This is a genomic window from Brucella sp. LJL56 (assembly GCF_054871705.1).
In genome coordinates, this window is the sequence record NZ_JBTXLQ010000001.1 from 514278 (window position 1) to 536244 (window position 21967).

A 21967-nucleotide genomic window follows, 5' to 3' on the forward strand; every position below is an offset into this window, starting at 1 on the left:
CGAATTGAGATGATCGGCGCGACGCTTTCCCGTTGGACCCTCTCCTACTTTGCCGCTTCGCTGGCTTTCCTCGTCTTTGGACTTGCCCTGATGGCAGGTGGTTTCGGCTTTCCGGGTCATGGAATTCGCGCGGCCGAAACACTCATAGTCGTGCATGCTATAGGCATCGGTTGGCTCGCCCTGCTCATGAGCGGAGCGCTCCTGCAGTTCGTGCCGGTTCTGGTGAACAGATCTCTGTGGGGAAGCCGAGCAAGCCTCCCCGCCCTGCTTCTAGTCGTGACGGGCCTGTCCGGCCTGCTCGTTGCCTTTGCAGGTATGGCTGGGCTGACAAACAGCCCGGTATGGTTGCTCCCGGCCTCGGGCTTCCTGTTGACCTGCGGATTTTCCGCCATTTTCGCCATATTGGGCACGACGCTCTGGCTCGCTCGTCCAGTCACCCTGCCCGCCCGGTTCGTTGCGGCAGGCATATGCTGCCTTCTGATAACGGCTTTGCTTGGCAGCATTTTTACCTTTGTGCTTTCCGGTTTCACCGAGCAACTCGCTCTGCTCCAGATTGCCGGAGCGGCATTGCCAGTTCACGCCGCGCTTGGCCTTGGCGGCTGGATGACCTTTACCGCGATGGGTGTAAGCTACAGACTGCTGACAATGTTCATGTTGTCGCCAGATGCCGTGCGGCAGACCACCAGAATCATATGGTGGGAAGGCGCTGCGGCTCTGACCATCCTCGCTGCCGGAATAATCGTTGTCGCGTTAGGAGTGGGATCGGTCGAAATCGCCGTCACGGCGGCGCTTGTTCCCGGCATCGCCTGCATCGCACTCTATATTATTGATATTCATGCGATCTACCGGCAACGCAAACGCAAGACGATCGAGCTGAACAGCGCCGCCAGTATTCCCGCCTTCATCGCGCTCGGGTTCTCGCTCCTTCTGGCAATTGCCCTGTTCTGGACGGGCACCTCCGATGCGATGACTGCTGCCCTCGTCTATCTGTTCACCTTTGGATGGCTAACGGGCCTCAGCCTTGCCCAGCTCTACAAGATCGTACCGTTTCTGACCTGGCTCGAATGTTATGGCCCCGTCATGGGACGTGCACCGACACCGCGCGTGCAGGATATGGTCAGCGAACGCCGCGCACGACAATGGTTCGCTCTTTATTATACCGGCGTTGCAGTTGCGACGCTGGCTTTGATTACTGGTTACCCGGTCGCGTTTCGTTTGGCCTCGACCTTGAATCTCGTAGCGATCCTTGCATTGATCGTGCACTTCTTCCGCGCCCGACGGCTTCTGGATGTACCGGACGGCTTACGTCTGCCAAAAGGGGCGACCCTGCCGCATCTTATCTATGCCGGCGAACCAATTCTCAGGAGATCGAAATGACAGTCTCAGCTCAGGACATCTCGCACCACGTACTGGACGTACGCCCGCTGATCAAGGGCGGCGTGGAACCATTCAATGCGATCATGGAAGCAATCGACAACCTTTCGCCGGGACAAAGTCTTCTGCTGGTCGCGCCGTTCAAGCCAGCGCCGCTTTTCAGCGTCATGGAGCGGAAAGGCTTTTCCGCAAAGCCCGAACCGCTGGAGAATGGTGACTGGCAGGTGCTTTTTACTCCGGTGATCGATGCCGCTCCTGAACTGCGGTTCTCGGACAATGTTGTTTCGCCGGATGTCTGGCCAGAGCCATCGCGCTATCTCGATTGTACGGACATGCAGCCGCCTGAGCCGATGGTGCGCATACTTGCCGAGGTGGAAGACATGCCTGCCGGTGCGGTTCTGTTCGCCCTGCTGCACCGCGAGCCTCTGTTCCTCTTCCCCGAACTCGAAAACCGCGGTCACGAGTGGGTCGGCAACTTCGACGAGACCGGCATCACCTATCGTATAATGATCCGCGTTGGAGACGCGAGGTAATTGTCATGCAACACGAAACACATGCCCATATGGAAAAGCAGATCATCGAAAGCCTCCGTCTGGTGCTTGATCCTGAACTCGGATTCAACCTTGTTGATCTCGGCATGATCTACAGCATCGACATTGGTGATGGCGGGAATGTCGATATCAGCATGACGACGACGACACCCGGCTGCCCGGCAGCGGGTTTTCTCACCGATGCCGTTCGTGCCAGCGCCGAAACTGTTGAAGGTGTCCGTGCGGTGAATGTCGAACTGACCTACGAACCGGAGTGGATTCCGGAAATGGCAATGCCTGAAGTGCAAGCGCGGTTCGCACTCTAAGCGCCCTATACGCCAATCACCAAAGCCAGCGAACGGAACTGATCTGTTCGCTGGCTTCACTTTTGATCGAACCTCTTCGTTTCAGCCTTTGTTCCAGCGCAAATAAAGCAGAACACATGTCAAGCAACCAACTTAACTCATTGATATTTAACAATTAATATTACTGAACTTTCCGCATCACCTTGATCGCAGTCAAGGACCATCGAAACATCTCTTTCTATGATCGGCATGACAGAGCAGGAAATGCTCGGTCCTATCGTAAAGGAGAGTATCGATGGTCGACCAGATGCAAATCAGCCGCCGCAGCATATTGGCAGGAGCCGCCCTCGCCGGAGCGCTTGCGCCGGTTCTGGCAACCACATCCGCCTGGGGACAAGGCGCGGTGAGGAAGGCAAGTGCAGCAGAAATAGCGGCACTCCCGCGCCAGAAAGTGGAGTTGGTAGACCCTCCCTTCGTGCATGCCCATAGTCAGGTTGCAGAAGGCGGACCCAAAGTGATCGAATTCACCATGGTGATTGAGGAAAAGAAGATCGTCATCGATGATGCGGGGACCGAAGTTCACGCCATGGCATTTAATGGCACCGTTCCGGGACCGCTCATGGTCGTGCATCAGGATGATTATCTTGAACTGACCCTCATCAACCCCGAAACCAACACGCTGATGCACAATATCGACTTCCACGCGGCGACGGGTGCGTTGGGCGGCGGCGGACTGACTGAAATCAATCCGGGCGAGAAAACCATACTGCGCTTCAAGGCGACGAAACCTGGCGTCTTCGTCTACCACTGCGCACCTCCCGGAATGGTTCCATGGCACGTCGTATCGGGCATGAACGGTGCAATCATGGTGCTGCCACGCGAGGGCCTGCATGATGGCAAGGGAAAAGCCCTGACCTATGACAAGATCTATTATGTCGGCGAACAGGATTTCTATGTACCGCGTGACGAGGACGGGAAGTTCAAGAAATATGATGCGCCCGGTGACGCATATGAAGACACGGTCAAGGTCATGCGCACCCTCACCCCAACCCATGTCGTGTTCAACGGCGCTGTTGGTGCACTGACCGGCGACAAGGCCATGACGGCAGCGGTCGGCGAGAAAGTCCTGATCGTCCATTCGCAGGCCAACCGCGATACGAGACCGCATCTGATCGGAGGCCACGGGGATTATGTCTGGGCGACCGGCAAGTTCAACACGCCGCCGGATGTCGATCAGGAAACCTGGTTCATTCCGGGCGGCGCGGCCGGAGCAGCTTTCTATACGTTCCAGCAGCCCGGCATCTATGCCTATGTGAACCATAATCTGATCGAGGCCTTTGAACTCGGCGCTGCGGCCCATTTCAAGGTCACGGGTGAATGGAACGACGATCTGATGACATCGGTTCTCGCGCCATCCGGCACGTAAAGCGAATGCATGGAGGCGCCTCAACTCCCAGGGTGCCTTCCGCAAACCTTCCCTGAATCGTGCTTTACGAAGAAAGGCTTGGGCTGCATCCATCTGCCTCCCGGATGGATGCACTCCCTCGATATCCGATGAACGAAGGCAGAGGAAAAAAATGCCTGCGTGATCTTGCCGTAGCCGTTCCGGCGGTTGTGCTGGCAGTCGTCGCGGGGTTGTTTGTCGTTGACGCCGTCGGGCGACCAGACCACGCAATTCCCGGTGCATCACCTGTCGGTCCCGAGACGATTGTCATCGCGCCGCGCACCATGACTTATCGGGCGGATGGCGATTTTCAGAAGAACAATTATCCTGTCGATGCCCCGTTGATCACCAGCAAACTGCAGCGGGCATTCGAGATCATGAAGTATCAGGTCAGCACGACCGATTACGAACGTTGCGTCGCTGATGGCGGCTGCCAGCCTGCCGAGACCTTGCCACACAATCACGATGCATCCGCTGCAGATGCTCCCATAGTTGGCGTCAGCTATGATGACGCGCAAAATTATGCGGACTGGCTTTCGCGAAAAACCGGCGAAATCTGGCACTTGCCCACGGACGAGCAATGGGCTTTCGCCGCTGGCTCGCGCTTTCCCGACGATGCGCTCGGCGTCGAGGACGATGCTGCAACCAATCCGGCACTGCGCTGGCTGAGGGATTATGAAAAACAAAGCGCCCGCAAACTGGACAGGAACCCTGCCAGACGTCCTGCCGGTGCATTCGGTGTCAACGAACTGGGCGTGGCCGACATCGCGGGCAATGTGTGGGAGTGGACCCAGACCTGCCACCGCCGCGTCAATATCGATGCCTACGGCAAGCAGGTTGCCGAGACGCCTTCATGCGGCGTTTATGTCGTCAATGGCAAACACCGCGCGGCGATGAGCTCGTTCATTCGCAACCCGAAAACCGGAGGATGCAGCGTCGGAGTCCCACCTGATAATCTTGGTTTCAGACTGGTCCGCGACAATCGCTGGCATGTTGTGATGTGGAAGCGCATCCAGAATATCGGCGCATGAGGGATTAACTGTGAATGCCCGATCCCCGGCCCCGAAAACAATTCCAAGCCCGCATTGCTATGCTAAGGTGGATGCAGGATTTTGGAGTGTGAGAAACGCAATGTCCATGATAGATCGCGGACTTGTCAGGAAACTGTCCTTGTTCGCCAAAATGAGTGATGGCGAACTCGACAAGCTTGTTTCCTATGCAACTACAAAGCGTGTTCCACCGGGAGAGGCCATCTTCGAACAAGGCGACGATGCGGTTCTTTTCTACCTCCTCCTGCACGGTCGACTGAAGGTCAATCAGGTGACACCGGACGGACAGCAGATCATTGTCCGCATGGTGCATCCCGGAGATCTTTTCGGGTTCGCCAGAGCCTTGCAGAGAAGCGATTATCCCGGCACTGCGATCGCCGTCGCGGAAAGCATTGTGCTCGCCTGGCCGACAGAGCTTTGGGATTACTTTGTCGAGCAGAATCCCGGTCTGGCAATGAACGCCATCCAGACAATCGGCAAAAGGCTGGAAGAAGCCCACACGCGTATTCGTGAAATGTCGACGGAAGAAGTGGAACGGCGTGTCGCACACACCGTTCTGCGCCTTGCACGTCATGCCGGACGAAAAGAAGACGACGGTATTCGAATCGATTTTCCAATCACGAAGCAGGATATCGCCGAAATGACCGGAACGACGCTGCATACAGTGTCACGCATTCTCACTAGCTGGGAAGCGCAAGGCTTCGTTCGCGGCGGACGCCAGAAACTGACCGTTCTCAACATGTCGGGTGTGAGGCGGCTTGCCGACGGCGAGCAATAAAGTCAGCAGAAAACGGGAACCTCCAAACGGAAAACGCCCTGCACAAAACAATCAAAATACAATAAAAACAATTAGATAATCTGGTTTTCTTCCAAAGAGATTCGGATAACGTCTTTGCGTCATCCGAAAACCTCCCGTTCTTCGGATTTCGCTGCAAGCAACGCTTCTATCATCAGCTTTTCCGACAGGATATGGCGGCGCACGCTCTCCAGAAAACCACGGAGCATATATGAAATGGTGTCGGAAGCGAGGCTGGAACGGCGCTCTGCAATCGCCGTCAGGGTCTGCGACAATTCCTCGGCGGCCAGCCGGTCGTAGCGATGTTCTGCCTTCAGGCGTTCAATGATAGCGGTAGCAAAATGGGACTGAGCCTGTCGGCTGAAATCGGGAAACAGAACTTCTTCTTCGAGCGCATGGGTTTCGCCGACAAGGCGCGGTATAAGCATGGCTATACGCCGATACTCCTCCATTGAAGCGTCAGTTTCGAGATCACCGGCGATTTCTTCCAACTGCAGACACAGCTCCAGCAAATCGTGATGGTGGGTTTCAAGACGACTGACATCAACCGCGTGCAAAACTGACGATGCTTCCATGGCTTTGTCTCCCCGACCTACTGACCGAGGAAAAGAACGGCTGCAATCACGATGGAAGCGGCAACTGCGGATAGCGTCCCCGCGCCCTGCAATGCCCCCATACGATAGAGAACCAGCGAGAAACCGATGATCGCGGGCGTGGCGACCATGAGTCCGATCTGTGCATCCGTCATTGAAACGTCCTTTGCTGTTACCACCATACAATGTCGTCGCCAGCACATTTCTTCTTTGCCAAAACGCAAAGAAGGTCCGAACTGCGGGCGCTAGGCATGTTCCATGTCTGGAACCGAAGAAATAGCCATAGCTGCAATAAGTTCAGAGGATCGCGCGGAAGACGATCTTCTGCTCTGGATTCTCGTGTGGAGCGAACTCATCGCCTTCGCAATCCTGCTGATTGCGTTCATTGTGATGTCGATCATCAATGTGGAAGGCGTTGCGCAATTGCGTGCGCATCTGAGCCCCGGCCTCGCTGCAACCAACACCGTCGTGCTGCTAATGAGCGGCTGGCAGGCAGCGATAGCCATGCGCAGGCGCAACGATATAAATCAGGCTCGCCGGCCACTTTTGTATGCCGCCTTTTTCGGCCTGATTTTTGTGGCAATCAAACTGGTCGAGTATTCGCATGAAATCCGGTTTGCAGGCGAGGAAGCGACGGGGTCGTTCTTCGAGCTTTATTTTCTCCTGACCGGTTTTCACCTTTTGCATGTGTTGTTCGGCTCGGTCGTACTGGCTCTTGTCGCATGGCGACCGACACGCTCGAATGTCCTCCTCATTACGACACTCTGGCATGCCATCGACCTCGTATGGCTGGTGATGTTCCCCGTTCTTTATCTGGCTTGAGGCCCGCAGTGTCCGATCGCAACCACCCCTCGCTGACCCGCACATTTGTCATTCTGATTCTTCTCGCTCTAAGCGGTGCATTCATCGCAGGCACCAGCGCCGGAATGCTTGTAGCCATCGTCATCGTGTTGATCCTCGCATTTGCAAAAGGCTGGTTCGTTATTCTCGATTTCATGGAAATGCGAGGGACCAACGGCATATTGAAGCCTGCCCTGCTGGCCTGGCCTGCTGTTTTGCTCACGCTTGCTTTTGCGCGTTCCATCATTGTGCGAGCCCTCTTCTGAACAACAGTGTCGGTATTTGCCAAATCGCAAAGAAGGCTTTCCCCTGACCGATAGAACAGTCCTGTCCCGTGATGCTGGCGAGGGGATTGACCAGCCACATTATCGACGGGGGATTTGTTGCCGGGGCTTTGTCCCTCGGCCGATGAAAGGACGAAGGGATGGCAGAACGCCTAACCAAGACCGGCGCTCGAAACGTCTTCTACGGCGGGTCTATTTTCTTTTTCGCGATCTTCGTGGGGCTGACAGCGCACAGCCACTACTACATGAAAACGACTTCCACGGATGAATCCACGCTGACGGAAGCGGTCGCGCGCGGCAAGCACATCTGGGAGAAAAACTCCTGCATCAATTGCCACACGCTGCTTGGCGAAGGCGCTTATTTTGCGCCCGAGCTTGGCAATGTCTGGAAGCGCTGGGGCGGCGAAGAAGACCCCGAAGGCGCACGCGAGACGATGAAAGCCTGGATGCAGGCACAACCTACCGGGATCGAAGGGCGTCGCCAGATGCCTCAGTTCAACCTGAGCGAACAGGAACTCAACGATCTGGCTGATTTCCTCGAATGGACCAGCCGCATCAAGACGCAGGACTGGCCGCCCAACGAGGCAGGCTGAGCGCGGGATGAACGGAGTTACACGATATGAAATATGAAAGCCAAAAGGTCGCGATGCTCTATTTCTATGGAGCACTCGTGCTGTTCATCGCGCAGGTCGCATTCGGCGTTCTCGCCGGTACGATCTATGTTCTGCCCAATACGCTCTCCGAGTTGCTGCCCTTCAACATCGTTCGCATGATCCACACCAATGCGCTGGTCGTCTGGCTGCTGATGGGCTTCATGGGTTCGACCTATTATCTGCTGCCGGAAGAAACGGAAACCGAGCTCTACAGCACCAAACTCGCCGTCATCCAGTTCTGGCTGTTCTTCGTGGCGGCCGGTATCGCTGTTGTCGGCTATCTGTTCCATATTCACGAGGGGCGTGAATTTCTCGAACAGCCATTCATCATCAAGGTCGGCATCGTCGTCGTCTGCCTGATCTTCCTGTTCAATATCACGTTGACGGCGCTCAAGGGCCGCAAGACGACCGTGACCAACATCCTTTTGTTCGGTCTGTGGGGGCTGGCGCTGTTCTTCCTGTTCGCCTTCTACAATCCGATCAATCTCGCGCTCGACAAGCTCTACTGGTGGTATGTCATCCATCTGTGGGTTGAAGGCGTGTGGGAACTCATCATGGCGTCGATCCTCGCCTTCCTGATGATAAAGCTCAACGGTATCGACCGTGAAGTCGTCGAAAAATGGCTCTACGTCATCGTTGGCCTGGCCCTGTTCTCCGGCATTCTTGGAACAGGTCACCATTATTACTGGATCGGTGCACCGGGCTACTGGCAGTGGATCGGTTCGCTGTTCTCGACACTGGAAGTCGCTCCGTTCTTCACCATGGTCATCTTTACCTTCGTGATGACATGGAAGGCCGGTCGCAAACATCCAAACCGTGCTGCCCTTCTCTGGTCTATCGGTTGTTCTGTGATGGCTTTCTTCGGTGCGGGCGTATGGGGCTTCCTGCATACCCTGTCGTCGGTCAACTATTATACCCACGGCACGCAGCTTACCGCCGCCCACGGGCACCTCGCCTTCTTCGGCGCCTATGTCATGCTCAATCTCGCAGTCATGGCCTATGCGATCCCCGAACTGCGTGGACGAGCGCCATACAACCAGATGCTCTCCATGGTGAGCTTCTGGGCCATGTGCACGGCCATGTCCGTGATGACCTTTGCGCTCACCTTCGCAGGTGTTGTCCAGACCCATCTGCAGCGTGTTCTGGGGGAAAGCTTCATGGTCGTGCAGGACCAGTTGGCGCTGTTCTACTGGATACGCCTTGGCTCCGGCGTCGTGGTGGTGATTTCAGCCTTCATGTTCATCTGGGCCGTCTTGGTTCCGGGCAAGGAACGCCGCGAAAATACCTCCGGCTTCGTACAACCCGCTGAATGATCGACACCAGGCCCCGCCATCAGGCGGGGCTTCATTGCCTGATACAAAGGAAAACGGCCATGAACCCCATTCTCAGAAATGTAGAAAATGCCGATGTCTCGATCCCACCATACAGCCCGTCCGGTAATGAATGCGCGCTCTTTGAAATGGCCTGGACGCGTAAGCTGCCATTGCTTCTCAAGGGACCGACCGGTTGCGGCAAGACGCGCTTTGTAAGCCATATGGCCGCAAAACTCGGTCTGCCGCTCTCGACGGTTTCCTGCCACGACGATCTGGCGGCGGCTGATCTGACCGGGCGCTATCTGCTGAAAGGTGGCGATACCATATGGGTCGACGGTCCGCTGACCCGCGCAGTGCGTGAAGGCGGTATCTGCTATCTCGACGAGATCGTCGAGGCCCGCAAGGACGTGGCCGTGGTTCTGCATCCGCTGACCGACGACCGCCGCCTTCTGCCATTGGAACGCACCGGCGAACTGCTTGAAGCGCCTGACGGCTTCATGCTCGTCGTTTCTTATAATCCGGGTTACCAGAACCTGCTGAAATCCCTGAAGCCAAGCACGCGACAGCGCTTTGTCGCCATCGAGTTTGATTTCCTGCCCAAAGAACAGGAAATCACGGTGGTGAGCGAAGAAAGCGGCCTCGCTGCCCAAAACGTTGCGCCCCTGGTGGCACTGGCTCACCGGCTGCGCGGACTGAAAGGCCACGATCTGGAGGAAGGCGTTTCAACACGTCTGCTGGTCTACTGCGCCACGCTGATCGACGCAGGCATGTCGCAACGCGAAGCCGCACGCGCCGCGATGATCGAGCCGCTGACCGATGAGCCGGATGTGAAAGCCGCTTTGATCGAAGTTGCTGATGCAATGCTGAAATAGGCAGAGATACAATGCTGGATTTTCTGGAACTGGAGGAAACCGTTGGCCGGGCCTGGCATCGCCTGATCGGCAAGACCGGATCGTGGCCGCATTATCCCCAGCACGCCGTGCAACTTGGCGATATTCGCCAGAAACTCGCCATCTGCTTTCGTGGTTTTGGTGGCGATGTCGCCGTACAGATTGCCCCGGCCCGTGCCCGAACCTCCGGGCACAGGCTGGGATTGCGGCAGCGCATGGCTTTGGGCGAAGAGAAACTTAGCCACCCGTTGCGGGATGAAGCGACATTGATGCTACCGCAGGAGATTGCGCTCTTCCCCGATCGCACGCTCAATTACGACCTCTATGTCTGGCTTGCGGGTTACATGGCAGTTATGCCGACCGAAGTGGACGAGCTTCCCCATGACCCTTTGCGCCGCAACCTTGTGGCGCTTGCCGTGGCATCGGATACCGTTGCGAAGACTTGCCGGATATTTCCGGGCCTGCAGCAACGTTATGCGCGCCTGTGCGAAGCAGTGCTGGCCGTGCGTCCCAAACGTTCGCTCTATGGTCTAGAGCAACAGGTGGAGGAGCGCATTCTGTCACTTCTGAAACAGGGTGCAGGACTGACGGACGATAGTCTCGCTACAATCTTCCCGCATTGTGCGCCCGCAGGATACCTGCCCGCCCTGCCCGTACCGCTTTGGCCGGAGCTGATAAGACGCGAGGAAACCGCGCCTCGCGACAGTGACGACCAGCCGGTACTCGATAGTAGGGCGAAAGGTGTCGAAACCGGACGGCAGATTGCAAACCGCGAGCAGCAGGACTCGAGGCTGGCCGACAGGAGCCCATTCATTCTCAATCGCTTTGAGAAAATCCTTGCCATGGCAGAGATGGTGAGCGTCGACCGGCCAACGGACGATAGCGACGAACAGAATGCAAAGTCTGCCGATGAACTTGACGATCTGACATTGGGCGAGCGCAAAGGCAGACCTGCAGCCCGTTTCCGTTTCGATCTCGATCTGCCGCCGGAAGCTGTCGACCGAACAGCTCTTACCGCGAAACTGACCTATCCCGAATGGGACTATCGGAAAGGCGTTTATCTTCAGGATCATTGCAGCGTTCTGGCAGCACCGGCGCAAGCCCGAGATGTGCGCATGGAACTGGACGATGAAGCGACGAGCCTTGTGCGCCGGGTGCGTCGTCAGTTCGAGATCCTGCGGCCCGGCCGCGAATTGATGCGGGCGCAGCTCGATGGCAACGATCTCGATCTTGATGCCGTGGTGCGTTCAAGATGCGATTTCGCCGCCGGAGGTCAGGGCAGCGACCATGTGCATCTGATGAGCCGACCCAAGGCAAACGACCTCGCCGTCACAATTCTGGTCGATGTCTCGCTATCCACCGATGCGTGGATCGATAATCGGCGTGTGCTGGATGTGGAAAAGGAGGCGCTTCTGGTTCTGGCCAACGGTATTGCCGCATGTGGCGACCGCTGTTCCATCCAGACATTCACCTCACGCCGCCGCTCATGGGTGCGGGTCGAAACCGTGAAGGACTTCGACGAGACCTTCGGCCCTGCCGTAGAACACCGGATTGCGGCGCTGAAGCCGGGCTTCTACACACGTATGGGAGCGGCCATTCGCCATTCAACGGCAAAGCTTGCCGAACAGCCGAACCGAAAGAAGCTTCTGCTGGTTCTGACAGACGGGAAACCGAACGATGTCGATCATTATGAGGGCCGGTTCGCACTGGAGGACAGTCGCAGGGCGGTCAGTGAAGCACGCACAACAGGTGTCAATGTCTTTGCCGTAACGGTCGACCGGGAGGCGAGCGCCTATCTCCCGGCGCTTTTCGGCCGGAGAAACTATGCGCTGGTCGCCAAACTGGCGAAACTGCCTGTCGCCCTACCGGCAATCTATCGAATGATGACCGGCTGATCTGTGCCAACCCATCTTCATCTCACAGTCGCTCGTAATCTCAATACATCAGACGCTTCGTCCTTCCCTGAAGCGTAGTCAGACCGCCGGGTCTTCGCCCGGCGGCACGGTCATCACATCTGCCCATTCCGGATGCCTGCGATATTGCGCGCGTACATAGGGGCAGAGCGGTATAATTTTCATTCCATTCTGGCGCGCATCCTCAATCATGAACGTTACGAGCGCTGCGGCCGAACCCGTGCCCTTCATACTATCCGGCGCTCCGGTGTGGTCTGCGCTGATCAGGTTGGCACCACGCTTGGTGAAGGTGATTTCAGTTTCACCTTCAATTCCCTCGATACGGGCCACATAACGTCCGCTGCGGGCATCTTCGTCTTCCTTGCCCATCCTCATATCGACCATTTTAGTCTCTCCCACTTTCTGATCTTCTAGTGGTCTGATTCCAACATTTGCATCCCTCGGTTACTGGCGCGGGACAAATGCCGGAACCAAAAGACCATTAGCAAGTTTATGAATCGAGTGGATTTTTCGAGTTTACGTTTGAAACATCGTTTCAGTTGGTCGGAATTCAAACGTCAAATTCAATCCACTAGAACGTTTCGCAGTTTTGCCGGAAACGCTCTATCCTACGCGTTGCAATTGAAGAGCGCGCTCCATATCCACCCGATTGACCATCGCGCCGAACAACGACGTTCCCGTATCGAACAAACGGCTGAAAGCCAGCGGCCCGGCATCGACAGGATCGAACCCGATCCGGTCGATAAAGGCAGCCACCTCCCGGCGCGCATCCGCATCGTTCCCGGCAATGGCCAGCGCACGGCGTTCCGGATCGCCCGCCAAACGAGCTGCCTCATCTATTTCATGATAGCCCATATGGTTAAAGCTCCGCACCAGCCGCGCACCCGGCAGATAATCCTGCACAATTTCACTGCTTGAACGCTCACCCTCAAACTCGGTGATCGTTCCGTCTGTCGGTGCCCAGTAGTTCATCGCATCGATAACGATCTTGCCCTTCAGCAGTTCCGGCGAAAGATTGCGATACTTGGACAGCGGCAATGCGAGAACGACAATATCAGCAACTGCAATCACATTTTCTGCCGTATCGGCCCGTGCGCCCGGCACCATGATTTCCAGCACAAGTGCAATATCTGCTGGCGTTTTGGAGGTTGCCATTCGCACCGCATAGCCCGCCGCAAGTGCACGACGAGCTATGGCGGTGCCGACGCGGCCCGCACCCAATATGCCGATTGTCTTGACCTGAGATGTTGGCATATTCAGTTTGCTCCTGTTTATTTTCCAGAACCCAGTTCCGCATCGACAAGCGGCTTTACCTTGGTACCTAGCAGCTCTATCGAACGCAGGAATGCCCTGTGCGACATTTGTCCGACATCCATCTGCAAGAACTGCCGCATATGGCCGATGTGCTTGTGCAACTCGACGATACGTTCGGCTATTTCCTCCGGGCTACCGGCAAAAAGCGCGCCCGCACCACTTGCCTCACGGTCATAATGCGAACGTGGCGGCGGCGCGAAGCCCCGGATTTTGCCAAGCTGTTCCATGACGGCATGCCAATGGGTCCAGAAGAATTCCTTTGCTTCCGCAGCATTCTCGCCGATGAAGCCCGGTGTTGCGACCGAGACCTTCACTCTTTCCGGGGCGATTTCCGCTTGGGCGGCTGCGCGGCGGTAAAGATCGGCCAGCGGTGCAAAACGCGACGCCTGCCCACCGATGATTGCATAGGAAATTGGCAGACCGAGCAGGCCCGCACGAACCGATGAATGCGGATTGCCACCCGTTGCGAGCCAGACCGGCAGCGAACCGCTATCTGGACGTGGCACGACAAGCGCGTCGTTCAATGCCGCGCGAAATTTACCCTGCCAGGTGACGTTCTCGCTTTCATTGATCTTCAAAAGCAGATCAAGCTTTTCGGCGTAAAGCTCGTCATAGTCGCTGAGATCATGCCCGAAAAGCGGAAAGGATTCAGTTGAAGAACCTCGACCCGCCGTGATTTCAGCACGACCGTGGGACAGCGCGTCCACCGTGGCAAACTGCTGATAGACGCGTACCGGATCATCAGTACTCAGCACAGTTACCGCGCTACCAAGCTTAATGTTCTTTGTGGTCGAAGCCGCCGCACCCAGAATGACCGTCGCAGCCGAAGCTGGCATCTCACGTGTATGATGCTCGCCAATACCGAAATAATCGAGCCCGACCTCATCGGCGAGCTGGATGGCTTCAAGCAAGTTGCGTGTTGCATCTGCGGTAGAGCCGAGCTCGCCGGTAGCGGTATTCTTCTGCACATCCCCGAAACTATATACGCCCAGTTCCATATCGTTCTCTCCTTGAGGCGTAGTGAATATCTTACGCCTAGCGGTATATATTAGTAACTGAGTGTAATATCGGTACTGCTTGTCGGCATACAAGGAGGCACATTTTCGAAACCCGGTATCCTGCAAGTGCCTTTTGCACGGGATAGTTCTACGGGCACATACGCGCTCAAATCAGAAAAACACTATCACCGCCGACCATGTAGACTGCGGGATCGTCGGTCGTTTACCTTAGCTATGAAAAGTATGGAGCAATTCCGTTTTTGCCTGAATTGTTGAAAATGCCTTAACCGGAGACGAAGCCTTAATGATCAAGGGTATAGCGCTTCTATTATTGTTCCAGCTATTTGGCGAAAGCATCATCTTCATGAGTGAGTTCCCCATACCGGGACCTGTTGTGGGACTCGTGCTTCTGTTCGTCGCCATGCAACTGTGCAAGATGTTCAACTGGAATATCTTTGCCGAAGCCGAAACGGCCGCGGATGGGTTTCTCAGCAATCTCGGTCTGCTCTTCGTGCCGGCCGGCGTTGGAGTGGTGGCCATGTGGCACCAGATTCAGGGACAAGCCACCGCAATTCTGGCAATTGTGGTTGTCTCGGCAGTTCTCACATTGGCGGTAACGGTTTGGACCTTCGTTCTCGTGCAGCGCCTCATGGAGCGGAGATAATGCTATGAAACATCCGCTTGAACTATGGGTTTATCTTTCAGCCTCGCCGTTGCTATGGCTGACACTCACATTATGCGCCTGGATCGTGGCAACGCACATTTCAGTCCGGCTAAGACGCCATCCGCTGGCCAATCCTGTTCTGATTTCCATCGTGCTGCTTTCCAGCCTGCTCGTGATCTTCGATGTTCCCTATGCGAGTTTTTTTGAGGGAGCCCAGTTTATCCACTTCCTGCTTGGTCCGGCCACCGTTGCCATCGCGGTGCCTCTATTCCACCAATGGCATCAGGTGCGCAAAGCGCTCATTCCAATGGGAGCAGCGTTGGTTGTCGGCTCCTTCTTCGCAGTTTTTTCAATCGTCGTGATGGGCAAATGGGCCAATCTCTCCAATGACGTGCTGATTTCGTTCCTGCCAAAATCTGCGACGGCAGGCGTGGCCATGGCGATCTCTTCGACACTGGGTGGCACGCCATCACTAACCGCAGTACTGGTCATACTGACCGGTATCATCGGAGCACTGGTCGTCACCCCTTTCATGAATGCGATGCGGATAACGGATTATGCCGCGCGGGGATTTGCAGTTGGGCTGACGTCACACGGCATCGGAACTGCGCGCGCTTTCGATGTTGATGAAACGGCGGGGCTTTTTGCCGGGATTGCCATGGCCCTGAATGCGATTGCAACGTCGCTTGTGGTTCCCCTGCTCGTGAAACTTATTTTTTGAGCGGATCATCCCACCAGAAAAAGGACGTATTAATATAAAGGGCGGCACTTTGAACGCCGCTGTTCATTTTCACTGAGAACTGGCTCTGACTCAAACTTGCTGCTGCCGAATGGCAAACTTTCGCTGCTTCATGGGAGGATCGGCGAACCCAACGGTTAGAGACAATCGTCCACCACCTCGGTTTGGCGCTCGGAGGCAGACCAGCAGCAGCCTTAGCCAATCGTCTTATGATGCCGGTAAGTAACGATACCCTGTTGCGGGTGGCCCGTCGGCATGCCGCCGATCAGAGCGATGATCTGACTGTCATCGGCATTGATGGTTTTGCCTTCCGACGCGGTTAGACTTATGGAAAAATTGTTTGCGATCTGGAACGACGGAGACCTGTCACTCTTCTGCCTTCGGGCGTCGGATACGTCTCGCTTATGGCTCGCCCAGCATCAGACGATCTCAATCGTCGCTCGTGACCGAGGGGGCGGATATGGCGAGGCCATCGCAAAGGCTTTACCGGATGCTGACCAGGTGGCTGTAGCTGGCGCGGCGGAGGCCAACGCCGATAAAGAATGCCCGCACACGACCTGAGCAAATAGGTTGGATTAAGCAAGCCAATGTTCCCTTCGAATGGCTCACTGACCGTATCCTAAATATAAGGCTTTAATTTTAAAGGTAATGGTGGGCGATGAGAGACTCGAACTCCCGACATCTTCGGTGTAAACGAAGCGCTCTACCAACTGAGCTAATCGCCCGACTGTCCCGCCAAATGTCTGGCCAGCCACTGTGAGAGCCGTTTAGGCAATTCGCGCGACAAGCGCAAGTGCAAAAATCAGCATTGGGCGTCTTTCTTGCGTTTTTCTACAGCTCCTTTCAATGCCTCTCCCGATAGAGAAGCCACAGGAAGAACGGTCCCCCAAAAAGCGCTGCCAGAAGGCCTGGCGACATCGGCCACGGATAAGCCAGATTGCGCCCCGCCCAATCGGCGAAGACCAGTAGCGAAGCGCCGACAATTGCCGAAGAAGCAATACGCATCAATGCGTTACGAAACCCGAGCATCGTCACAAGATGCGGCACCATAAGCCCTATGAAACTGATCGGGCCGATGGTCAGGGTCGCTGCTGTGGTGGCCATACCGGCAACGGCAAGAAGCACGGCACGGCTGGCTGAAACCTTGATGCCGATGGAGCGTGCCGTCATATCGCCCAGCGGAAAGATATCGAGCGGACGTTTGAGAAATATAGCCGCGACAAGAACAGCCAAGGCGCAGGAACAGACAAGCACCGCATCATCCCAGCCGATATTGCCCATTGACCCTGAAAACCAGTTCAAAAGCCCAGCGACGCGGGGATTTCCGCTGGCAAGCAACAGAATCATCAGGGCATGGAATATGCTTCCAAGCCCAACCCCGACCAGCAGAACGCGCTCCGGCTGGAAGGCCATGCGCCAGCCGATCAGGGAGACTGCGGTCAGGACGACGAACGCACCGATGGAAGCGATGGCGAGTTTCGACATGCCGCCGGCATCGGGCAAAAACAGCACCGCAATGGCGAGGCCAAAGCCCGCGCCATAGCCGATTCCAAGCAGATCGGGGCTTGCCATCGGGTTGCGGAGCGTGCCCTGGAGGATCAATCCGGCAACCGCCAGGCATACGCCAGCGCCCGCCGCCGCAAAAATGCGCGGAAATCGCCATGTCGTCGCCACAAAGTCCGGGGCGTTTAGCGACATGATCGGGGTGTTTTTCGCGACTAAAACCGACAAAAGCATGCAAATCACGAAAATGCCTAAAAGTTTGCAGAGCGCCAAACCTGGTTTTTTGATGCTTCTCGCTTCAGGCGTCGGTTCGTGAGCCGAAGGGGTGCTCGGCAGCCGTACCCGGCTCGCCAGAATGACGAGAATCGGACCGGTGAAAAGTCCGGCGGCGGCACCGGATGGAATATTGCCGATGAATGGGGTGACTGCCCGCAGGATCTGATCGATGCCGACAAGAAGCAACGCCCCAAGCACAGTTGACCAGACGAGACGGCGCCCATCCTGTCCCGGTGCAAACGCGCGGGCGAGACTTGGCGCAGCCAATCCGATCATGCCGATCAGCCCGAGACTGCTGGTGATGACTGCGGCCATGGCAGCGCCGGCGGCAAGAAGCACCAGCCGCATGAAGGCGGGAGAAACACCGAGCCCCCTCGCCTGATTGTCGCCCAGCGACAGGAGATTGAGCGGCCGTTGCAAAAGGAATATGAGGATCGCCAGCGGCAACAGGCGCGGCAGGAGATAGAGGAAAACCTCCCACCCGCCCTGCTGAAGCGAACCGGCCTGCCAGGTCAGAAGATTGATGAGATAGTCATGATTGAAAAGAACCAGCAGGCTGAAGATTGCATTGCAGTATAGGCCGACCATCAGACCGGCCAGCACAACCGTCGTCGATGAGAACCGCCCGGCAGAGGCGATCAGCAGCGAAAGCCCGAGCGCAAGGGCAGCGCCGGCAAGCGCGATGACTTCGCTACCGCCAGTCCACAGGCCGGGCGCGAAGACCAAAGCCAGAGCGAGCGCAATCTGCGCGCCGGAGGCGACGCCGAGCAGACCGGGTTCTGCCAGCGGATTGCGCAGGACGGTCTGGAACACCGCACCGCCCAGACCGAGCGCACCGCCGACCAGCATGGCAACGGCGAGGCGCGGCAGAAAACTGTAAAAGCCGATGACATGCCGCGGATCGTCCAGATCGGGCGCCGTAACAATCCGGAGCCATTCGCCCGGCGCGGCAATGGTCAGGAAGCCCTGAACCACCAGCAACAGGACCAGCGCGACCGAGACGCCCAGCACAAGCCAGCGCAGTGAGAAGCGGCGATCCTCACGCTCTTTTCCAGATGAAACCGAACCGATGCTCATCGGGCCTCCCTCACGCCATGGTTTTCAGCGCCGACGCAACCAGATCAGCCAGATGCGCTGCAGAAGGCACGCCCCCGAAAGGATGGAACTGGTTCAGCCATGCGACCCGCCCGTTGCGGACAGGACCGAGAAGTTTCCACATGGTGTTCTGCTGCAGGGAGCGTTCCGTCTGGAGCTTTTGCGACGGGATCTCCACCACCAGAAAAGCAGCATCGTGGTTGGCCATCAACTGGTCGAGCCCGGCACGTGCCATGCCGGTTCCGTTCACCGGCCCGGTCCACACATTGTCGAGACCGAGCTTGCGCAGGACTGCATCGGGAAGTGTACCCTTCCCGTACATGGTCATTTCCCGCCCGCCAATATCGGGCAGCATGATGCCGACGGGGTATTGATGCCCGTCTATGGCTGACCTTGCCGCGGCAAATCTCTGTTCAGCCGCTTCGGCAACCGATGCCGCCAACGCGCGCGGCAGGCCGCACAGATCCGCCACCCGGTTCAGAATATCGACCGCCAGTTGATAGCGCTCGACATTGGGCGTCGTGATGCTGGGAACAAGTTCTATACGCGCCACATCCGCTATGCGCGGTGTCATCACCAGATTGTAATCGGTTGCGATGACGAAGTCGGGCTTCAACGCCGCAAGCGCCTCCAGATTGATATCCCAGAACGGCCCGACATCGGCAACGCCGTCCGGCAGAACGGGTGAAGCCATGCGCTGGCGGTAGAAGCCGGTATCTGAAAGACCGACCGGAACGATGCCGAAGGAAAGCATGGCCTCGGCAGCCGCCCAATCGATCGCGACGATGCGTGATGCGGATGCGGCGCGCGCCGGAAAACCGGAAAGCCCCGCGCAAAGCGCGAGGCCCGGACCGGCTGACAAGCCAAGCAATATCTGGCGACGTGTCAGCAAACCTGTTCGCCCATCAGAAACTGACCTTCACGCGACCAATGACCGACCGGCGGTCGCCCTCATAGCAGCTAAAGGTGTCTTCGCAGGTCGTGAAATATTTCTTGTCGAAGAGATTGGTCGCGTTGAGCTGGAAGGTCATGTCCTTGTATTTGTAGCTCATGCCGGCATCGACCAGCGTGCGGCCATCGACCTTGACCGTATTGGCCTTGTCGCCATAGCTGGAACCGACATAACGCACGCCACTGCCAAGGCTGAGCCCTTCGAGAACGCCGCTGCCGACGGTATAGTTGAGCCACGCCGAAGCCTGATGTTCCGGCACCATGGTCGACTGGTTGCCGATGAACTGCGGCGCGTCCTCGGTCACTTCCGTCTTGGTATAGGTGTAGGAACCGATGAAGTCCCAGCCATAGGTGAGATTGACCTTGCCTTCGAGTTCCAGACCGCGCGAGCGCACCTCGCCTGTCGCCTGTGGCCCATCGACATAGCTATAGGAAACCACATTCGATTTCACGATGTCGAACCAGGCAAGCGTGAACAGACCGTCGAAATCCTTCGGTTGATACTTTACGCCAACTTCCCACTGGCGTCCTTCGGACGGATCGAAAGTGTTGCCGCTGTTATCCGTGCCCAGATTGGGAACGAAGGATTCCGAATAGCTGACATAGGGCGCAATGCCCCATGGCGTGACATAGGTAAGGCCGGCGCGGCCGCTGAACTTGCCGATATCCTGATCCGTGTCGCTATTATCAAGCCGGTTGTGATTATCGAGGCTCAGCCAGTCATAACGACCGCCGAGCGTCACGATCCAGCTCTCATTCAGCTTGATCTGATCCTGCGCGTAAACACCCGTCTGATTGTATTTCTGACGATAACTCTGCGTCATCGTGGTCGGCACCGCGATCGGAATGCCATAGGACGGATTGAAAGGATTGAGGCTTGGAGCCGGATCACGATACTGCATCACGTCGGAATCCGAATAGGAATAATCGAGGCCGAACAACGCCTGATGCGCAATGTTTCCGGTTTCAAATTCTGCAATCGCCTGATTGTCGACGACGAAACCGCTCATGTTTTCATCGAAACGGCGCGCTTGACGAGTGATGCCCGTCGGCCCAAGGCCAAGCGCAAGCACATTATCCAGCAGGAAACTGACCTGACCGTAACGCAGGTTCTGCTTCAACGTCCATGTGTCGTTGACGTGATGTTCGAACTCATAGCCGATGCTGCCCTGCTTCTGGACGCTGCGGTTGAAATCCGGGTCGCCCACCAGAATATCCGGCAGTCCCGGATAGAGATTGCTGATGGTGGCGGGCAGCACGCTGCCGCCGCTGTCGTCACGCAAAAGCTGGCCGGAAACCGTCAGTGTCGTGTCGGCATCGGGCGCCCAGGTCAGCGACGGGGCGATCATGTAGCGATCGTCCTTCACCTTGTCGCCATTGGAATATTCGAACTGCGTATCGCTCTTCCGCACCACACCGATCAGGCGATAAAGCAGGGTCTTGTCTTCATTGACGGGACCGGTCAGATCGACGCCGAACTGCTTACGGTTGAAGCTGCCATATTCAATGGAGGCTTCGTGGAATGCCTCGGCCTGCGGTTTCTTGGTGATGCGATTGACGAGGCCACCAGCATCGCTCTGGCCATAAAGCGACGACACGGGTCCGCGCAGAACCTCGACGGAATCCAGTTCATAGGGATCGTTGCGGAAGAAGGTGTAGCTGTTGGAGAGCTGGCGCAACCCGTCCTGATAGGAACTGGTAGACTGCGCGTTGAAGCCGCGCATGAGAATCCAGTCATAGCCCTTCGGGTCGGGGCCATAAGTTTCGATGGTGACGCCCGGCACATAGCGCAGCATTTCCGTCACGCTCTGGGCATTCTGGGTTTCAATCTGCTTGCGGCTGACCACCGATACCGACTGCGGCACCTCGATCAGGGGTGTGTCGGTCTTGGTGCCACCGCTGGACCTGTCGACCACGACGCTCGCCGACGTATCCCCGCTATTGTTGCCCTGAAATGTGATCGTATCCAGCAGAAGCGAACCGTCGGCGGCAACCGTGCCGTCCTCACCCGCCCACTGCGCTGCGATGGTGACGGTGTTGCCGCGAATGCGATAGGACAGGCCCGAGCCGGACAGGATGCGGCCCAGCGCTTCCGACCGCGTCAGGCTGCCCTGCGCACCGCCCGAATTCTTGCCGCGCACGATGTTCGCATCGTAGAAAAGCTGAACGCCGGTCTTGCTGGAATATTGCACCAGAGCTTTTGAAAGCGGCTGTGCCGCAATATCGAATGAAATGCGCTGGACCTGCGCAGCCCCTGCCGTCTGGGCCAGAACCGGATTTGGCGCAAGTGCTGCCACGGCAATGAGTGCAGTGGCAGCGAGCAATTTTACGGGCAATCCGGATTTGAGAAGAGCTGCACGTTTCTGGTTGTTTCCGGTCTGAATTTCGCTCTTCCTATCGACGCGCATGCTCTAATCCCCGATGTCTGACGCCCCTGCCATAA

Annotated in this window: 22 protein-coding genes, 1 tRNA gene and 1 pseudogene; 15 read left to right on the forward strand and 9 right to left on the reverse strand. The window is 56.8% G+C overall.

All coding sequences use genetic code 11. The annotated features are described in order from the left end of the window. Nucleotides 1-9 precede the first annotated feature (9 nt). From ACYSN1_RS02505 to ACYSN1_RS02530, 6 genes are all read left to right on the forward strand, one after another. Nucleotides 10-1377 (forward strand): hypothetical protein, encoded by a 1368-nt coding sequence (locus ACYSN1_RS02505; RefSeq protein ID WP_461724266.1) that lies wholly within the window; start codon nucleotides 10-12, stop codon nucleotides 1375-1377. After that, a complete protein-coding gene (locus ACYSN1_RS02510; protein ID WP_461724267.1) occupies nucleotides 1374-1907 on the forward strand; it encodes a DUF2249 domain-containing protein in 534 nt (177 codons plus the stop codon). Before ACYSN1_RS02505 ends, ACYSN1_RS02510 begins: the two co-directional genes overlap by 4 nt. Before the next feature lie 5 nt (nucleotides 1908-1912). Continuing rightward, nucleotides 1913-2230 (forward strand): metal-sulfur cluster assembly factor, encoded by a 318-nt coding sequence (locus ACYSN1_RS02515; protein ID WP_461724268.1) that lies wholly within the window; start codon nucleotides 1913-1915, stop codon nucleotides 2228-2230. A gap of 274 nt (nucleotides 2231-2504) precedes the next feature. Next, entirely contained in the window at nucleotides 2505-3635 is a 1131-nt protein-coding gene (nirK, locus tag ACYSN1_RS02520; protein ID WP_461724269.1) for a copper-containing nitrite reductase, read from the forward strand. Nucleotides 3636-3763: 128 nt separating this feature from the next. Beyond that, entirely contained in the window at nucleotides 3764-4684 is a 921-nt protein-coding gene (locus ACYSN1_RS02525) for an SUMF1/EgtB/PvdO family nonheme iron enzyme (protein ID WP_461724270.1), read from the forward strand. A gap of 100 nt (nucleotides 4685-4784) precedes the next feature. Next, nucleotides 4785-5480, forward strand: a complete 696-nt coding sequence (locus ACYSN1_RS02530; protein ID WP_461724271.1) for a Crp/Fnr family transcriptional regulator — start codon at nucleotides 4785-4787, stop codon at nucleotides 5478-5480. 119 nt (nucleotides 5481-5599) lie between these two features. Here ACYSN1_RS02530 and ACYSN1_RS02535 read toward each other — a convergent pair whose 3' ends face one another. Continuing rightward, nucleotides 5600-6073, reverse strand: a complete 474-nt coding sequence (locus ACYSN1_RS02535; RefSeq protein ID WP_140019724.1) for a hemerythrin domain-containing protein — start codon at nucleotides 6071-6073, stop codon at nucleotides 5600-5602. A gap of 17 nt (nucleotides 6074-6090) precedes the next feature. Beyond that, nucleotides 6091-6246 (reverse strand): hypothetical protein, encoded by a 156-nt coding sequence (locus ACYSN1_RS02540; RefSeq protein WP_010660610.1) that lies wholly within the window; start codon nucleotides 6244-6246, stop codon nucleotides 6091-6093. 103 nt (nucleotides 6247-6349) lie between these two features. Between ACYSN1_RS02540 and ACYSN1_RS02545 the strand changes: the two genes are divergently transcribed. The 6 genes from ACYSN1_RS02545 (at nucleotide 6350) to ACYSN1_RS02570 (ending at nucleotide 11966) form a co-directional block, all read left to right on the forward strand. Continuing rightward, nucleotides 6350-6913, forward strand: coding sequence for a cytochrome c oxidase subunit 3 family protein (locus ACYSN1_RS02545; RefSeq protein WP_461724272.1), 564 nt, complete (start codon nucleotides 6350-6352; stop codon nucleotides 6911-6913). Next, the gene (locus tag ACYSN1_RS02550; RefSeq protein WP_461724273.1) at nucleotides 6877-7197 is read left to right on the forward strand and encodes a cytochrome C oxidase subunit IV family protein; all 321 of its coding nucleotides are present in this window, start codon (nucleotides 6877-6879) and stop codon (nucleotides 7195-7197) included. Before ACYSN1_RS02545 ends, ACYSN1_RS02550 begins: the two co-directional genes overlap by 37 nt. Nucleotides 7198-7355: 158 nt before the next feature. After that, nucleotides 7356-7808 (forward strand): c-type cytochrome, encoded by a 453-nt coding sequence (locus ACYSN1_RS02555; RefSeq protein ID WP_140019727.1) that lies wholly within the window; start codon nucleotides 7356-7358, stop codon nucleotides 7806-7808. A gap of 26 nt (nucleotides 7809-7834) precedes the next feature. After that, nucleotides 7835-9181 (forward strand): cbb3-type cytochrome c oxidase subunit I, encoded by a 1347-nt coding sequence (locus tag ACYSN1_RS02560; protein ID WP_461724274.1) that lies wholly within the window; start codon nucleotides 7835-7837, stop codon nucleotides 9179-9181. A 59-nt stretch (nucleotides 9182-9240) separates the two neighbouring features. Next, nucleotides 9241-10053 (forward strand): AAA family ATPase, encoded by an 813-nt coding sequence (locus tag ACYSN1_RS02565; RefSeq protein WP_461724275.1) that lies wholly within the window; start codon nucleotides 9241-9243, stop codon nucleotides 10051-10053. Nucleotides 10054-10064: 11 nt separating this feature from the next. Next, entirely contained in the window at nucleotides 10065-11966 is a 1902-nt protein-coding gene (locus ACYSN1_RS02570) for a nitric oxide reductase activation protein NorD (RefSeq protein WP_461724276.1), read from the forward strand. Between the two features lie 78 nt (nucleotides 11967-12044). On the opposite strand, the gene ACYSN1_RS02575 is transcribed toward ACYSN1_RS02570, so the two are convergent. The 3 genes from ACYSN1_RS02575 to ACYSN1_RS02585 form a co-directional block, all read right to left on the reverse strand. Further along, on the reverse strand, nucleotides 12045-12368 hold the full coding sequence (locus ACYSN1_RS02575; RefSeq protein WP_140019731.1) for a GNAT family N-acetyltransferase: 324 nt from the start codon (nucleotides 12366-12368) through the stop codon (nucleotides 12045-12047). Nucleotides 12369-12587: 219 nt separating this feature from the next. Continuing rightward, nucleotides 12588-13238, reverse strand: coding sequence for an NADPH-dependent F420 reductase (locus ACYSN1_RS02580; protein WP_461724277.1), 651 nt, complete (start codon nucleotides 13236-13238; stop codon nucleotides 12588-12590). A 17-nt stretch (nucleotides 13239-13255) separates the two neighbouring features. Continuing rightward, a complete protein-coding gene (locus tag ACYSN1_RS02585; protein ID WP_461724278.1) occupies nucleotides 13256-14296 on the reverse strand; it encodes an LLM class flavin-dependent oxidoreductase in 1041 nt (346 codons plus the stop codon). Nucleotides 14297-14600: 304 nt separating this feature from the next. Here ACYSN1_RS02585 and ACYSN1_RS02590 point away from each other — a divergent pair, with 304 nt between their 5' ends. From ACYSN1_RS02590 to ACYSN1_RS02600, 3 genes and pseudogenes are all read left to right on the forward strand, one after another. Then, nucleotides 14601-14960 carry a CidA/LrgA family protein gene (locus tag ACYSN1_RS02590; RefSeq protein ID WP_461724279.1) on the forward strand — a complete coding sequence of 120 codons (360 nt, stop codon included), beginning with the start codon at nucleotides 14601-14603 and terminating at the stop codon, nucleotides 14958-14960. A gap of 4 nt (nucleotides 14961-14964) precedes the next feature. Next, nucleotides 14965-15681 carry an LrgB family protein gene (locus tag ACYSN1_RS02595; protein WP_461724280.1) on the forward strand — a complete coding sequence of 239 codons (717 nt, stop codon included), beginning with the start codon at nucleotides 14965-14967 and terminating at the stop codon, nucleotides 15679-15681. Between the two features lie 140 nt (nucleotides 15682-15821). After that, nucleotides 15822-16206 (forward strand): annotated as a pseudogene (locus ACYSN1_RS02600) (transposase); the annotation flags it as partial. 142 nt (nucleotides 16207-16348) lie between these two features. Here the strand turns inward: ACYSN1_RS02600 and ACYSN1_RS02605 are convergent. From ACYSN1_RS02605 to ACYSN1_RS02620, 4 genes are all read right to left on the reverse strand, one after another. Beyond that, a tRNA-Val gene (locus ACYSN1_RS02605) sits at nucleotides 16349-16424 on the reverse strand. A 118-nt stretch (nucleotides 16425-16542) separates the two neighbouring features. Further along, nucleotides 16543-18555 (reverse strand): Fe(3+)-hydroxamate ABC transporter permease FhuB, encoded by a 2013-nt coding sequence (fhuB, locus tag ACYSN1_RS02610; RefSeq protein ID WP_461724281.1) that lies wholly within the window; start codon nucleotides 18553-18555, stop codon nucleotides 16543-16545. Between the two features lie 10 nt (nucleotides 18556-18565). Beyond that, entirely contained in the window at nucleotides 18566-19465 is a 900-nt protein-coding gene (locus tag ACYSN1_RS02615) for an ABC transporter substrate-binding protein (protein ID WP_461724282.1), read from the reverse strand. Nucleotides 19466-19478: 13 nt separating this feature from the next. Then, nucleotides 19479-21932 (reverse strand): TonB-dependent siderophore receptor, encoded by a 2454-nt coding sequence (locus ACYSN1_RS02620; protein ID WP_461724283.1) that lies wholly within the window; start codon nucleotides 21930-21932, stop codon nucleotides 19479-19481. Nucleotides 21933-21967 lie beyond the last annotated feature (35 nt).

What these genes read in the sequence shown, in the direction of transcription:
- ACYSN1_RS02515 (WP_461724268.1), top strand. Translation starts at nt 1,913, where the DNA reads ATGCAACACGAAACACATGCCCATATGGAAAAGCAGATCATCGAAAGC.
- nirK (WP_461724269.1), top strand. Translation starts at nt 2,505, where the DNA reads ATGGTCGACCAGATGCAAATCAGCCGCCGCAGCATATTGGCAGGAGCC.
- ACYSN1_RS02540 (WP_010660610.1), bottom strand. Translation starts at nt 6,246, where the DNA reads ATGACGGATGCACAGATCGGACTCATGGTCGCCACGCCCGCGATCATC.
- ACYSN1_RS02535 (WP_140019724.1), bottom strand. Translation starts at nt 6,073, where the DNA reads ATGGAAGCATCGTCAGTTTTGCACGCGGTTGATGTCAGTCGTCTTGAA.
- fhuB (WP_461724281.1), bottom strand. Translation starts at nt 18,555, where the DNA reads ATGAGCATCGGTTCGGTTTCATCTGGAAAAGAGCGTGAGGATCGCCGC.
- ACYSN1_RS02570 (WP_461724276.1), top strand. Translation starts at nt 10,065, where the DNA reads ATGCTGGATTTTCTGGAACTGGAGGAAACCGTTGGCCGGGCCTGGCAT.
- ACYSN1_RS02565 (WP_461724275.1), top strand. Translation starts at nt 9,241, where the DNA reads ATGAACCCCATTCTCAGAAATGTAGAAAATGCCGATGTCTCGATCCCA.
- ACYSN1_RS02550 (WP_461724273.1), top strand. Translation starts at nt 6,877, where the DNA reads ATGGCTGGTGATGTTCCCCGTTCTTTATCTGGCTTGAGGCCCGCAGTG.
- ACYSN1_RS02530 (WP_461724271.1), top strand. Translation starts at nt 4,785, where the DNA reads ATGTCCATGATAGATCGCGGACTTGTCAGGAAACTGTCCTTGTTCGCC.
- ACYSN1_RS02545 (WP_461724272.1), top strand. Translation starts at nt 6,350, where the DNA reads ATGTCTGGAACCGAAGAAATAGCCATAGCTGCAATAAGTTCAGAGGAT.
- ACYSN1_RS02505 (WP_461724266.1), top strand. Translation starts at nt 10, where the DNA reads ATGATCGGCGCGACGCTTTCCCGTTGGACCCTCTCCTACTTTGCCGCT.
- ACYSN1_RS02595 (WP_461724280.1), top strand. Translation starts at nt 14,965, where the DNA reads ATGAAACATCCGCTTGAACTATGGGTTTATCTTTCAGCCTCGCCGTTG.
- ACYSN1_RS02555 (WP_140019727.1), top strand. Translation starts at nt 7,356, where the DNA reads ATGGCAGAACGCCTAACCAAGACCGGCGCTCGAAACGTCTTCTACGGC.
- ACYSN1_RS02585 (WP_461724278.1), bottom strand. Translation starts at nt 14,296, where the DNA reads ATGGAACTGGGCGTATATAGTTTCGGGGATGTGCAGAAGAATACCGCT.
- ACYSN1_RS02510 (WP_461724267.1), top strand. Translation starts at nt 1,374, where the DNA reads ATGACAGTCTCAGCTCAGGACATCTCGCACCACGTACTGGACGTACGC.
- ACYSN1_RS02580 (WP_461724277.1), bottom strand. Translation starts at nt 13,238, where the DNA reads ATGCCAACATCTCAGGTCAAGACAATCGGCATATTGGGTGCGGGCCGC.
- ACYSN1_RS02620 (WP_461724283.1), bottom strand. Translation starts at nt 21,932, where the DNA reads ATGCGCGTCGATAGGAAGAGCGAAATTCAGACCGGAAACAACCAGAAA.
- ACYSN1_RS02590 (WP_461724279.1), top strand. Translation starts at nt 14,601, where the DNA reads ATGATCAAGGGTATAGCGCTTCTATTATTGTTCCAGCTATTTGGCGAA.
- ACYSN1_RS02560 (WP_461724274.1), top strand. Translation starts at nt 7,835, where the DNA reads ATGAAATATGAAAGCCAAAAGGTCGCGATGCTCTATTTCTATGGAGCA.
- ACYSN1_RS02575 (WP_140019731.1), bottom strand. Translation starts at nt 12,368, where the DNA reads ATGGTCGATATGAGGATGGGCAAGGAAGACGAAGATGCCCGCAGCGGA.
- ACYSN1_RS02525 (WP_461724270.1), top strand. Translation starts at nt 3,764, where the DNA reads ATGAACGAAGGCAGAGGAAAAAAATGCCTGCGTGATCTTGCCGTAGCC.